Origin of the sequence: Daejeonella sp. (assembly GCF_046590655.1) — a bacterium.
GTDB lineage: Bacteria > Bacteroidota > Bacteroidia > Sphingobacteriales > Sphingobacteriaceae > Daejeonella.
In genome coordinates this window covers 1-13846 of sequence record NZ_JBKJUM010000048.1, presented here as the reverse complement: position 1 = coordinate 13846, position 13846 = coordinate 1, and the positions used below count along the sequence as shown (strand labels likewise).

The following is a 13846-nucleotide window of genomic DNA, read 5'->3' as shown; positions in this document are numbered from 1 at the left end:
CCTATACTCGAATCAGGGTTTTGGCCAATCTGATCTTAAACATTCCGATTATCATGGGTTAAATCATTTCAACAAACGGTCAGGTTTACCATCTTTTGCTTCACCTGATCCACGCGGCCGCGATTTAATGATCAAATTCGGACTAGCAGCTGGCGCAGTGTTGACAGAAGAGTACAAGCACATGATGGGAATGAAATTTGGGCTGGAGAAATCTTTGAACAAGTCTATTTCTGCTACAGTCTCTGCGGGATTTAATCTTTACAAATTGGATCGCAATTTAATCGACGAGACGGTGATCATAGCGCCGTTTAAGCTTGGTGCGAAATTTTGGGTTGCGGAGAAATTCTTTGTTCATACGGAAGGTGGCTTTGCCCTGGGAGTAAATGATTACGTAGACCGCATAATTTATGGAGTTACGATTGGCAAAGTATTCAAGAATGGTATAAGTCTGGGATTGGGATTTGAATCTCTCCAGAGTCCTTCATCTGAATGGCTATATTATGACGATCCCACTTTTTTGGGTCTTAAAATAGACTTCCCGATTTATCAGGGTAAAATATTTCGTAACACTAACATGGTTGCCGAACCCCCTGAAAACACCGGGAGGAAAAAGGCCTATGCCTTCATCGAATTCGGGGGCGCCGGTGGTGCGCTCAGCGCCCAGATCGATCAGCGCTTTTCCGTCGACAGGAACGATGGGCTGGGATACCGCGTCGGTTTGGGTAATTATAATGATGTAATCAGTGTCCCTATTGGGATGAACTATATTTTTGGAAAAAAGCGCAGCGGCCTGGAACTGGGCCTTGGCTTAACCACTTACTTTGATCTAAAGAAAGATGATAATTTTTTCAACAATGAGAATTCGGTCGGGCTGTCTCCCTTATTTACCGTTGGCTATCGACTGCAGTCGTATAACGGATTTATGCTTCGTTTGAATAGTTCAGCTATTTATGATTTTGATGTAAACTATATATTTCCATTTTTCCCGGGATTGTCCGTTGGATACCGGATCAGATAATCGTCCAAAGCAGTCTGGTAGCAGTTTATACAGAAATGGGATGGCAAGCTGCTGCAATAGGGTACTGTATTTTTTTTTAAGAATGTCGCGCAATAGTCAGAACTTTCCGCCAGCACCGCTGCCTGCTGTCACCGGATAATTGCTGGTAGTCTGAATCCTGACTCAAGGGAGGCACCTATAGAACCTTACTTAATAAACTCAAGATAGCTGCTCCGTATATATCCAATCATCTCATATTCCGTCATCATTCGACTTAAAGCCAAAGATGGCCGGTATTGGATTATGAAATTATTCAGGGAATCGCCAGATAGTTTGGTGAGGGCAATAATTCTTTCTTTGGAGAAGGCCTGATCGATATACTTATCGGATTCATCTTGAACTAAAGCTTTTTGCAGCTTGGAAGGTGCGGCGTCATTTCTCGTCAGGAGGCTTACTATGCTTAAGAGGTCGACCTTTACTAGAGACGATGCACTATATGGGTTATTGCCGCGATGGACATTAACATGCCGGGCCATAGATTCCTCGGGCGATTTCATAACAAAAATGTCTTTGAAGCGCGGGGCTCTATATGCAAATTCCGCTGCAAAGGTCTCCCGGTTCTTTATTGAGTCTGCTTTTGAATTTCGAAGAGACCTCACAAATACTTCGTTAAGGAATATGCTATTTCGTTCCAGAGAAATATCAGGCGGTGTCTCCGAGGATAGGCCGGGGTGTAGTGAATTGAATGTGAAAATGTATGGCTTATAACCGAGATGAAAGACTCTTATGGTGTCGCCGGTCCGGGCATTTGTTAGACTGAAATTGCCGTTTGCGTCTGTTAATGTGAATGAGCTGCTTTTTATCGTCGCTCCAGAAATAGGTTCTTTTGTAACGATATCTAGTACCCGGGCACGAAAGGTTTGCGCCCTTAATTGACTACTTAATATTATAAGCATCACTATAAAAGGTTTTCGCAGCATTCGGTTGTAATCTTTAATAATGTTGATCGAATTTAATAGTTAAGGATCCATCTGGTAAAAGTTTAACAAAGCTTAACACTAAAAAGTTAAATAGTGTAATCGTGGTGTCCAAAGTGACATTAATCAGTGCACCACCCAAGCCACCTAAACCCTGCCGGCAGCAGTCGCTTTTTTGCAGACACATTCCGTTAAATTTGAACTTCAACGATGATGCAAAACTACTGCAGAGGACGGGGCTATCGCATCCTCTCAAACCCTTCCGCCACTTATTCGCTGATAATTATTTTATTTCGATAATATACCGTACCTTGCACACTTATTAATTAACAATATAATGCAACAAGGAACAGTAAAATTTTTTAATGAAACTAAAGGTTTCGGATTTATTACACCTAGTGATGGTGGAAGTGAAATCTTTGTACACACTTCAGGTCTAACTGACAGCATTCGCGAGAATGACGTAGTTAATTATGATGTTGAAGAAGGCCGTAAGGGTCTGAACGCGGTAAATGTAACAGTAGCTTAGTATACTATATTTCATTTCGTGAAGCATTCTCCCTTATGGAGGATGCTTTTTTATTGTGACACGTTCTTTTGAATAAAAAAACAACTGCCAGCCGGAAGCTCAAAGCTTATGGCTTATATTATAGAAATTCACAACTCAACATTAAGATGAATTACTATATTTATTAACGAATTAAAAAGAAAAAGGAGTACGCTAAATTAAAGTATGGCTAGATCGACAGAAACATTTAATAAAAAAGAAAAAGAAAAAAAGAGGCTTAAAAAGCAAAAGGAAAAACGGGAAAAGGCAGAAGAGCGGAAAGATAATGTGGTAAAAGGAAAAAGCCTTGATGAAATGATGGCCTATGTGGATGAAAACGGTAATTTAACTTCAACGCCGCCGGATCCTACTAAGAAAAAGAAAATCATTACGGAGGATATCCAAATTGCAACTCCAAAACAAGAAGCCATTCAACCGGGTGATTTGATCCGTAAAGGGAAAGTTACTTTCTTTAATGAATCTAAAGGTTATGGATTCATCAAGGATTCAGAAAGCCAGGAAAGTATATTTGTTCATATAAATGAACTTTCTGAGGCTGTTGGAGAAAATGATAAAGTCACGTTTGAAATTGAACCCGGCCAAAAAGGAATGACTGCTGTAAGGGTTAAGAAAGTCTGATTGCTGAGCTGATTTGGACCATTAATAATTCAATTGATTTGTTGGTATCTTACCAACAAATCTTTTCCAGGTATCCTGGCGGTTAGTTTTCCACCAAAGGTAGTACGATTGGTGATAACACCAATCATACTTAAATATTCACTTCTTTACGGACGCCAACAGGATTCAGGCATCAAGCACTAACTTTCAGTGTCCTTTTTGTCGGCCCTGACATTTTAGTTTCGTCATCTGCGAAATCTTCGTACTGCTTGAAGTTTTCGCTAAATAGCCCTGCAAGAGTGGAAGCTTTTTTAAAGTATTCGGCCGGGTCAGCCCAGGTATTCACCGGATTCAAAAGTTCTGATGGAACTCCCGGACAATTATCCGGTATCATCAGGCCAAAAACTCCATCCGGCTGAAAGGATGTATAAGTAAGCTTTCCTTCCAGCACAGCTTTTATCATATTCCTCGTGTACAAAAGTTTTATTCGTTCTCCTATCCCGTAAGGGCCGCCCGTCCAGCCTGTATTTATCAGCCAGATACCTACTGTATTCTCACGGAGTTTTTCCCCTAAGAGTTCAGCATATTTTACCGGATGAAGTGGCAGGAAAGCCTTCCCAAAACAGGCTGAAAACGTTGATTGAGGATCGTTTATTCCTTCTTCGGTTCCGGCGATCTTCGACGTATATCCGGATAAAAAATGATACATAGCCTGAGATACGCTAAGCTTTGAAACCGGTGGTAATACCCCAAAGGCATCTGCAGTAAGGAAAATTATGTTTTCCGGAACACTGCCAATAGAAGGAACTGCTGCTCCCTGGATATGATACATTGGATATGACACCCGGGTGTTCTCAGTAATTGAGAGGTCATTGAAATCAGGCACGTTACTGCCTTGCTGGAAGCCGATATTTTCCAGGAGGGCACCAGCTTTAATAGCTTCATAAATCTGTGGTTCTTTCTCCATGGTCAGGCCGGCAGTTTTTGCGTAACAACCTCCTTCAAAATTGAAAATAGAATGATCGCTCCACCCGTGTTCATCGTCACCAATTAGTTCCCTGTGAGGGTCGGCAGATAATGTGGTTTTACCCGTTCCTGACAAACCGAAGAAGATAGCTGTATCACCTGATTGCCCCTTGTTTGCTGCGCAATGCATAGGTAAAACACCTTGTGAGGGGAGAAGAAAATTTAATACAGAAAACATTGCCTTCTTTATTTCTCCGGTATACCCGGTGCCGCCGATCAGCACGATTCTACGCGTGAAATTTAAGATGGAGAAATTTTCCTGTCTGGTACCATCATAGAGTGGGTTGGCCATAAAACCAGGTGCAGCTATAATTGTCCATTCCGGGTTTTCCGATCCTAAAGAATCCGCATCAAGAAAGAGGTTATGGGCAAACAAATTCTGATAAGCGGTTTCTGTAATTGTTCTTACGCCCAAACGATAGTTTTCATCAGAACAGACTGATCCATCCCGTACAAAAAGTGTTTTGTCTTTCAGGTAGGTTATAAACTTATTGTAAAGTTTGTTAAAGTCCTGCTCTGAAAATGGAAAATTTACATCACCCCACCAAACGCGCTCGCTGGTCAGCTGGTCTTTTACGATAAAACGGTCTTTCGGAGAGCGGCCAGTAAATTTACCAGTATTTACGGCCAGAGCCCCCAGACTGCTGATAACACCCTCGTTATTATCAAGGGCAATCGTTGTTAATTCACCCGGGCTGAGCTGATAGAAAAATTCCTGCGCGTGGAGTTCAAGGTATCCCAAATCGGGAACCTCGCTATTGATCGTGATTCGTCTCATATCACTTCTGTCTTTTTGGTTAGTTGGGGCAAAACTAAGACCTTTAATTGTATTGTCAAATAAAAACCTCTTGAAAATCAAGATGTTGTAATAAGTACACTAAGTTATTTCAACTTGGTACTCAATGAACTAGAGCTGAAAATAACCATAAGCTAAATCCATGTTTATGTTGATAAACTTTTAGTATAGATATCCAAATAGTCGGTGCCGGCGGTTAATTGCTATACGATGGTTAATTAAAAAATTTCCTAAATTTGGTTAGTTGTTTAATCGATACCTTGAAGTACACCGCGTTTTTGTTGTTAATTTTTCTCCTTCCTTGTATATCACATGCACAGGTTTGTACAGGCAGTTTTGGCGATCCGGTAGTAAACTTTTCATTCGGCAATAGTAGCACCCAAAATTCTGGCAGTTTCACTAATTATACCTTTACAACAAATACCTGCCCTAACGATGGGAGTTATACAATAACCAACGGTTTTTCCGGCTGTTTCGGGGGAAATTGGCATAATGTTCTTCAAGATCATACGCCGGATGATAGTAACGGTAATATGATGCTTGTGAATGCCTCTACAGCACCGGGAGAGTTTTTTAGAGAAACAATAAACGGGCTTTGTTCGGGAACAACATTTGAGTTTGCTGCTTATGTTATAAATGTTTTAAAGCCTTCTGCCCGAGGAATTAAGCCAAATCTGACTTTTATTATTGAATCCACCGACGGTACCGAATTGGGAAAATATTCAACTGGCGACATTCCTGAGTCATCGATCCCGGAATGGAAAAAATTCGCGATGATTTTTACAACGCCAGTGAATATATCACAGGTTACTTTGAAGATTATCAATAATGCACCCGGCGGAAACGGCAATGACCTTGCACTTGATGATATTACGTTCCGCGCGTGTGGACCTATTATTAATCCTTACATTAATGGCGACATTAAATCAACATCAATTTGTGAAGGTGAAAAAGGGACCGTTTTCTTAAGTGCCGATGTTTCGACCGGATATAATACTCCCGCTTACCAATGGCAAGTTGATATGGGTTCAGGCTGGAAAGACATCCAAGGTGGAAACACAAAAAGCTTTACCGCTATTATCGAATCGGCTGTTTTAGGGGGCTATAAGTACAGGTTGACCGTTGCCGAGTTGTCAAACATAAATTCTATTAGTTGTAGAACTGTTTCAGAAGCCCGTGGAGTGAGCATAAATCCCAAACCCGAGGTTAATGCGGGTCCGGACAAATCTATGCTCCTGGGAACACAAGTTAAACTGGAGGCTAATGCCAAGGGCAGCAATCTCAGCTATCTGTGGACGCCACCAAATTATTTGAATGACCCTACTTTGTTAAACCCTATTGCAAGTCCGCCAGTCGAAACTGCCTATACACTCCAAATAACGAATTCCTGCAATGTAAGTGTAAGTGATGTGATGATTGTTAAAGTTTTTCCTAAAATAGTTATCCCGAATAGCTTTACACCCAACGGTGATGGAATTAACGATGAGTGGAATATTGCCGGCCTTACCACCTATAACGGAGCATTAGTTAAGATATTCAACCGTTATGGTAGTATTGTCTTTGAGAGTAAGAGTTATGAAACGGCCTGGGATGGTAAATTCAATGGCCAGAACTTACCTCACGGTACTTACTATTATACCATTGACTTGGGTAATGGAGAAAGAATTCACCGGGGATCGTTAACCATTCTCTAGATACCAATGATAATACAGCATCATGTTCTTCAATCCGAACGAACCTTTCGGGTTGTTGTAATTGTAAATGGAAGTAGTACCGCGGAGCAGTATACTAAAGGACTTCGCACATTCATGTATAAAACTATTAATTGTTTGTATGATAATTCGATTAAGGAATAATAGTTGTTAGACAATTCATGATCTCTGTTCGGATGTTTGTGAAGTATTTCAGGAAATATGTCTGGTTAATTTAAACCAATGAAAGGAATAGGTGTTTCTTCAGGTATTGCTATAGGGAGGGCTTTTGTAATAAAAAAAAGCGAGTTTACGTTGACGGGTATTTCCCTCATAAGCGACGCCGGCACTTTTACGGAGATCTCAAAATTTGATCAGGCAGTTGAGACCTCCATTCAGGAAGTTGAATCTATTATTTTTAATAAAGACCTGGATTTGCAGGAGGAGGAGATAGCCATACTAAAAAACCAAGTTGAATTCCTGCGAGACCCTCAAATACGAATTCATGTTTTAGAAAAAATACAGAGCACCAATAGTACGGCTCACGACTCTCTGATTCTTGTGATTCATGGGCTGATTCAAGCTTTAAAAAGCATGGACGATGAGCAAGTTAGTGCACGTTCGGCAGATATTCAGGATATTGGAAACCGACTTCAGAAGCATTTGAATAATTCGTTTAACACTGCCGCACGAACACTTGATAAGGACACTATTATTATCGCAGAGGATATCTCACCTTCTGACACGTTAACAATGGATCTTGAGCATGTAATTGGTTTCGCAACCAGGTCAGGTAATAAAACTTCTCATACGGCTATTTTAGCCAGGTCAAAAGGGATTCCCGCTGTTGTGGGGTGCGGAGATCGGCTTAACCTCATCAGAAATAATGACATTATTATTCTTGACGGAAAAAGTGGGCATGTCCTTATTAACCCTAACAGCGCTAGTCTGGATGAATATATTCGTTTGCGAACCGAGCATATCCGTATGACTGAAGCATTGAAATCACTTATGGATGTTGCAGCTGAAACATCTGATGGAACGGAAATAACACTGTTGGGGAATATAGATCGGGCACCTTTATGATCCTTTCAATCCGGCTGTACTTCGTCTTATTAAGTATACCATTGAGCAGGCTCAGAAAAATAACATAAACGTAGGAATTTGTGGGGAATTGGCATCAGATCCGATGGCAGTGCGCCTTCTGCTGGGAATGGGACTTCGGGAGTTATCAATGAATGCGGGATCTATCTTTGAAGTAAAAAAAATTATACTTAATACAAGCATGACTCAGGCCAGAGCGCTGTGTGACAAAGTGATGGAGATGGAAGATTCAGCGAGGATTCTGGAAGTCCTGAACGCCGGGAATAGCGACCTTGGTTAGTAAGAATAATCAAAAGAAATGCCGTAGATTAGAATTATCTCTGTTATATTGTGCTTTTGAACAATTGTTGTTAATTAAAAAAATTAAGCCCTTTAAAATATACTCATGACTACCAGAAGAATATTCATTCAGCAAGCGGCCCTGATTGGTGCCGGTATGTTGGCAAATCCGGCGGACCTGTTAAGCAAACCTCGTCAGAAAGTGGGATTGCAGCTATACACATTGAGAAACCTGATCTCGAAAGACGTGCGTGGTGTAATCGCGAAAGTTGCAGACATTGGATTTAAGGAAGTTGAAACATACGGTTTCTCTCCGACCGGAGGATTTTGGGGCCTTAAACCACTGGAGTTTAAAGCTCTTATGAAAAGCCACGGCATAAAATCACCGAGCGGGCATTATAATTTCGAACCTTACCTGGGCGAAAACAATATGGATAGCCTGAAAGCAAACATCGAAGCTGCCCAGGATCTTGATCAAAAATATCTTACGGTGCCTTATCTAAGCGCACCCCTGAGAAAAAATCTTGACAGCTATAAGTCCCTTGCTGCGAAGTTGAACCAGGCAGCTGTAATGGCCAGACAAGCAGGTTTGCAATTAGTTTATCATAACCATGATTTTGAATTTATCGATTTTAATGGGACAACCGGATTTGATATTTTATTGCGTGAAACTGATCCGCAAGATCTTAAGTTCGAACTGGATATTTATTGGGCTGTAAAAGCTGGCAAAAATCCGGTTGCTTTATTCGAACAAAATCCGGGAAGGTACGTCATGTGGCATGTAAAGGATATGGATAAAGCTGACAAATCCTATACAGAAGTTGGATCAGGAAGTATAGATTATGGACAGATTTTCGCGAAATACAAGCAGTCGGGCATGAAACATTACTTTGTAGAGCAGGATGTTATAAAGATTGATCCTTATGAGAGCATCACTCGTAGTTTTCAGCATGTTAAAAGCAGCATTCTTTAATAAGGTGTGAATGAACTATGTTCTGGGTATTGATATTGGCACCGGCAGCGTGAAAGCTGTTGCTGTCAGTTTTGATTCCACGGTGATTGGGGTCTCCCAATATCATTACCCAACCTACTCATCACAAGCGGGCTATAGCGAGCAGAAACCAGAGCTTATTTGGGAGGCTTTTAAGAGCTGCATCCACGACATAGTAGATAAAATGCAAGCTAGTCCGGTGGCAGTATGCTTAAGCAGTGCCATGCACAGCTTGATTCCGGTGGATAGTCGGGGAAGGAAACTCACGGACTTGATGACCTGGGCCGATTGCAGAAGCGATTCCATCGCGACCAGTTTAAGAAATTCAGCACAGGGTCAGCATATTTATGAGTTGTCGGGAATGCCCGTGCACGCCATGTCTCCGCTTTGCAAGATCATTTGGCTCAGGGAGAATATGCCGGCTGTTTTCAAACAGTCGTTCAAATTTATTTCAATAAAAGAATATATTTGGTTCAAGCTATTCGGTGAGTATGTAATAGATTATTCGATCGCTTGCTCTACCGGTATGCTCGATATTTCCAGCCTTACCTGGAATTCAGATTTGCTGGCTTTGGCCGGCATCAGAGAAGATCAATTATCGAAACCGGTGAATACGAATTATACAAATACCGGGTCAGGGCCGCTTTCGGGAATATTAAATAAAAAAACTTCTTTTATAATTGGAGCCAGCGATGGTTGCCTTGCTAATTTGGGAAGTTTTGCCATCCGAAAGGGAGTTGCCGCCCTAACGATTGGAACGAGTGGCGCAGTCAGAATAGCTAGCGAAAGACCTATTTTAAATACCTCAGCATCGACTTTCAGTTATTTCCTGGACGATAACACATTTATTTGTGGGGGCCCGGTTAATAATGGGGGCAATGTTATAGAATGGCTGATCAAGTGTTTCTTGGGTAAGTCTGCCAGCAAACAAGCTTTCGACGAGTTGTTTGCCTTGGTCCACCAAATCCCTCCGGGCTCTGAGGGCTTACTGTTTCTGCCCTATTTACACGGAGAACGGGCTCCTATCTGGGATTCACAAAGTTCAGGTGCTTTCGTTGGAATCCGCTCTCAGCATTCCCAGGCTCATTTTTGCCGGGCGGTGATGGAGGGAATTTGTTTCGCGCTTTACGACGTTTTGATAGCGGTAGAAAATGGGTCTGAAAGCATTAATCAAATAAACGTTAGTGGTGGATTTGTGAATTCACAAACATGGATGCAGCTACTCGCTGATGTAACTGGAAGGCGGCTGGCCCTGATTCATACCGAAGATGCATCCGCCGTTGGTGCTGCTTTTATGGCTTTGAAAACGCTTGGTTTGAACAATGGAAAATACCCGGACGAACCGGAGAAAGCTCGGAAGGTTGTCCAGCCTGATATGGATAGACATAATTGCTATTCGCAAAACTTCTTAATATTTAAACGATTATACTCTAGTTTGAAAGATAGTATGCATCAATTAAACGTAATCAATCACTGATCATGTCTTTGCTAATTGTACTCTTCGGTCTTATTCTTTTGCTGGCTTTAATAGTTGGGAAATGGAGCCCAATGATAGCCCTTCTGACGGTTTCTATTATCACAGGTTTATTATTGGGTATGCCGGTTGCGAAGGTGATATCAACAGTTAGTACGGGAATTGGCAGCACACTCGGTAGCATAGTTATGGTACTTGCCCTGGGTGCAATGATGGGGAAGCTGATTGAGGAAACAGGGGCTGCAAAAAAGATTGTGTTTATACTAATTCGATTTTTTGGCTATAAAAATATTCAATGGGCAATTTTGCTCACGGGCCTTATGGTTGGGATACCCTTGTTTTATAACGCAGGATTTGTGGTGCTTGTTCCTTTAGTTTTTGCGGTTGCCGCCGCCACCAGATTACCACTTCTGTATCTGGCATTGCCTATGGCAGCCTCATTGTCTGTAACCCATGGATTTCTGCCGCCACACCCCGGGCCGGTAGCTCTGGCATCAATTTTTAAGGCTGATGTGGGTTTAATTCTCATTTATGGTTTAATATTAACACTTCCGATCGTGATTGCAGGGGGCATAGTTTTTCCGAGGCTCATTCTCAAAAGAAATATGCCCGATCCCCCAGCGGAATTTAGTCCTGAAGGCGAGGAATTGCTTCCTTCGGGATTAAGGAGTTTCCTTTCAGCTTTGCTCCCTGTGGCCCTGATTATAATTGGGACTATTGGTATGCATTTTCTGCCTGCGAGTCCATCAAAGCCATTTTTTGTTTTTTTATCAGATCCCACAGTAGCCTTACTTATAGCCGTGATCCTGACTATTTTTATTCAAAAGATCCCGGTTGCCAGGGCAATGGATTCATGTATCGAAGGGGTAAAAAGTATTGCAATGATAATCCTCATTATCGCTGCCGGAGGTGCTTTCAAGCAGGTTTTGATTGATAGTGGTGTGGGGGAGACTGTTAAAACCATGTCTTCCTCAATAGACTTGTCACCACTTTTTCTTGCATGGCTGATAACTGCGCTCTTGCGTGTAACGTTAGGTTCTGCAACGGTGGCGGGAATAACAGCTGCGGGGATAGTATTGCCGCTTGTAGGAGAAGGAGGATCGCCGGAACTTATGGTATTGTCAGTAGGTGCGGGAAGTTTAATGTTTTCGCATATCAATGATACTGGATTCTGGATGTTTAAAGAGTACTTTAAACTCAGTTTAAAACAAACCTTTTCTACATGGACTGTAATGGAAAGCATAGTCTCCGTTATGGGGCTGCTTGGGGTGTTAATACTGAATGAAATCTTATATTAAAATCAATGAAAGTAGGACTTGTAGGCCTGGGTAAAATGGGCTTTAATCTGGCTCTTAATCTGAAAAGGAGCGGGCATGACGTAATTGGCTACGATCTCAATCAAGAAACGATGCAGCTTATCAACAAAGAAGGGATTCGAACTTCATCTTCTTTAAGCGCTTTAGTGAAAGAACTGGGTGAGGACCGCCTGGTTTGGCTGATGGTTCCCTCCGGGGAGTTTGTCGACGAAGTACTTGCGACTTTGAAACCCATGCTTCGGAAAGGAGATCTGATTATTGAAGGAGGTAATTCAAATTATAAGGACTCAATCCGGCGATCAGGAGAATGGGCTGGGTTGGATGTGGAGTATCTTGATTGCGGCACTAGTGGGGGTATTGAAGGAGCGTTAAATGGCATTTGCGCGATGTTGGGAGGCAGTAAAGTAGCATTTGAAAAGATTGAACCTATCCTTAAAGATATTTGCCTGCCAGGAGCATATTTATATTGTGGTGGCCCGGGTTCCGGCCATTATGTTAAAATGATCCACAATGGAATAGAATATGGTATGATGCAGGCTATAGCTGAAGGGTTCGAAATGCTTCAAAAGAGTCAGATGGATCTTGATCTTGCTGCCATTGCCGGGCTCTGGAATCATGGATCTGTAGTCAGAAGTTGGTTAATGGAGCTTACCGAACGGGCGCTTAGTAAGGAGCCCGATCTGGGCTCAATAAAAGGAATTATGCACTCATCCGGAGAAGGTAAATGGACTCTGGAAGATGCACTGGAAAAGCAAATTGCTACACCGGTTATTGCGTTATCACTAATTATGCGTTATAGATCTCTAGAAGATGATTCCTTCGCTGGAAAGATTGTGGCTGCCTTGAGAAATGAATTTGGTGGTCATCATCTTGTTAAAAAATGATAAGAATACGGCGTTTTGTCTTTTTAAGTGCCTTATTAGGCTGCTGAAATGTACAAGAACGAGTTTCCGGGAATTGATATTTAATTTTGAATAATGGTAACGGCTTCGAGGAATTAGTTATAAAGCATTGATTATAAAGGCTTAATAAAAATTAATTAGTCATTAGTCCAAATTCCCCGAGCAGATCAATTTCCAAAAACTATCATTATGGGAATAAAATGTTATCGGGTGAAAAATAATTGAAAAAGGATTTGGCAATACCTGTAAATAAATTAGATTTGTTAAACCTTAAACAAATTATTTAAAAAGAAAACAATGGATAAGTTTACACAAATGAAAGACCTGTTTGCTTCTGTTGAAGCTGACGCTAATAAGTTCTACAATTCAGGTAACAGTGCAGCTGGAACTCGCGTTCGCAAAAGTATGCAGGATCTTAAGAACCTGGCTCAAGAGATCAGAACTGAAGTGACTGCTAAGAAAAATGGCGGTAAATAATATAGAACTATAACAGTATAAAAACCTGCCTGATTAAGATCAGGCGGGTTTTTTTATTATTAGCGGATTTATAGTCCCTAAGAAAATACCTTCGGGAGTTAGAAGGAATATCAAAAAGAGGATATCGGGCAAAATTCCAGCTGCACTTTAGAACGCGAAGTACAGGGAATGTCAGGCTTTTATGATTAATTTCTTCTGAACTAACCAACCGGAACAACCTGCAGGCAGGCACAACTTATGGCAGAAAAACATGTAAAATTCCAATGAAAGACTACAAAAATTATTATCTGGTTCAGGCACCTCCTGAAGACGTATACCTGGCGCTAACCAATCCGCTAACCATTTCCTTATGGACGGGTTCAGAAGCAATTATGAGTACAGTGCCAGGCTCTGAGTTTTCTCTCTGGGATGATAGTATTTCCGGACTTAATATCGAGTTCATTGAAAACAGGAAAATAGTTCAACAGTGGTATTTCGGTGATCAGCCTGAAGAGTCTATCGTGACTTTTCTGCTTCATCCCGATAAAAATGGCACGTCGGTCGAATTGAGGCATACCAATATTCCCGACTCTGATTTCGAGGATATGATAGAGGGATGGAATCTTAATTATTTTGGCGCGCTTCAGGATTTCTACGAAGAGTGACAGCGAT

Annotated in this window: 14 protein-coding genes; 12 read left to right on the top strand and 2 right to left on the bottom strand. The window is 41.5% G+C overall.

The features are described from left to right. On the top strand, positions 1-1018 hold a 1018-nt coding region (locus ACLL8Z_RS05500), incomplete at its 5' end, for a hypothetical protein (RefSeq protein ID WP_411273762.1). Between the two features lie 185 nt (positions 1019-1203). Here the strand turns inward: ACLL8Z_RS05500 and ACLL8Z_RS05495 are convergent. Then, the gene (locus tag ACLL8Z_RS05495; RefSeq protein WP_411273761.1) at positions 1204-1953 is read right to left on the bottom strand and encodes a hypothetical protein; all 750 of its coding nucleotides are present in this window, start codon (positions 1951-1953) and stop codon (positions 1204-1206) included. Between the two features lie 358 nt (positions 1954-2311). Between ACLL8Z_RS05495 and ACLL8Z_RS05490 the strand changes: the two genes are divergently transcribed. Then, positions 2312-2503 (top strand): cold-shock protein, encoded by a 192-nt coding sequence (locus ACLL8Z_RS05490; RefSeq protein ID WP_411273760.1) that lies wholly within the window; start codon positions 2312-2314, stop codon positions 2501-2503. 204 nt (positions 2504-2707) lie between these two features. Then, positions 2708-3160, top strand: coding sequence for a cold-shock protein (locus ACLL8Z_RS05485; RefSeq protein ID WP_411273759.1), 453 nt, complete (start codon positions 2708-2710; stop codon positions 3158-3160). Between the two features lie 172 nt (positions 3161-3332). On the opposite strand, the gene pckA is transcribed toward ACLL8Z_RS05485, so the two are convergent. Then, positions 3333-4943 carry a phosphoenolpyruvate carboxykinase (ATP) gene (pckA, locus tag ACLL8Z_RS05480; protein ID WP_411273758.1) on the bottom strand — a complete coding sequence of 537 codons (1611 nt, stop codon included), beginning with the start codon at positions 4941-4943 and terminating at the stop codon, positions 3333-3335. A 278-nt stretch (positions 4944-5221) separates the two neighbouring features. Here pckA and ACLL8Z_RS05475 point away from each other — a divergent pair, with 278 nt between their 5' ends. The 9 genes from ACLL8Z_RS05475 (at position 5222) to ACLL8Z_RS05435 (ending at position 13839) form a co-directional block, all read left to right on the top strand. Next, on the top strand, positions 5222-6655 hold the full coding sequence (locus tag ACLL8Z_RS05475; protein WP_411273757.1) for a gliding motility-associated C-terminal domain-containing protein: 1434 nt from the start codon (positions 5222-5224) through the stop codon (positions 6653-6655). A 240-nt stretch (positions 6656-6895) separates the two neighbouring features. Continuing rightward, positions 6896-7738, top strand: a complete 843-nt coding sequence (locus tag ACLL8Z_RS05470; protein ID WP_411273756.1) for a PEP-utilizing enzyme — start codon at positions 6896-6898, stop codon at positions 7736-7738. Further along, entirely contained in the window at positions 7722-8036 is a 315-nt protein-coding gene (locus ACLL8Z_RS05465; protein ID WP_411273763.1) for a putative PEP-binding protein, read from the top strand. Before ACLL8Z_RS05470 ends, ACLL8Z_RS05465 begins: the two co-directional genes overlap by 17 nt. Before the next feature lie 105 nt (positions 8037-8141). Next, entirely contained in the window at positions 8142-9008 is an 867-nt protein-coding gene (locus tag ACLL8Z_RS05460) for a sugar phosphate isomerase/epimerase family protein (RefSeq protein ID WP_411273755.1), read from the top strand. Positions 9009-9018: 10 nt separating this feature from the next. Further along, positions 9019-10503 (top strand): gluconokinase, encoded by a 1485-nt coding sequence (locus tag ACLL8Z_RS05455; protein ID WP_411273754.1) that lies wholly within the window; start codon positions 9019-9021, stop codon positions 10501-10503. Between the two features lie 2 nt (positions 10504-10505). Further along, positions 10506-11798, top strand: coding sequence for a gluconate:H+ symporter (locus ACLL8Z_RS05450; protein ID WP_411273753.1), 1293 nt, complete (start codon positions 10506-10508; stop codon positions 11796-11798). A gap of 5 nt (positions 11799-11803) precedes the next feature. Then, complete coding sequence (gnd, locus tag ACLL8Z_RS05445; protein ID WP_411273752.1) at positions 11804-12700, top strand: phosphogluconate dehydrogenase (NAD(+)-dependent, decarboxylating); 897 nt, start codon at positions 11804-11806, stop codon at positions 12698-12700. Positions 12701-13015: 315 nt separating this feature from the next. Continuing rightward, positions 13016-13195 carry a histone H1 gene (locus ACLL8Z_RS05440; protein ID WP_411273751.1) on the top strand — a complete coding sequence of 60 codons (180 nt, stop codon included), beginning with the start codon at positions 13016-13018 and terminating at the stop codon, positions 13193-13195. 263 nt (positions 13196-13458) lie between these two features. Continuing rightward, positions 13459-13839, top strand: a complete 381-nt coding sequence (locus tag ACLL8Z_RS05435; RefSeq protein WP_411273750.1) for an SRPBCC domain-containing protein — start codon at positions 13459-13461, stop codon at positions 13837-13839. The last annotated feature ends 7 nt before the right edge of the window (positions 13840-13846 follow it).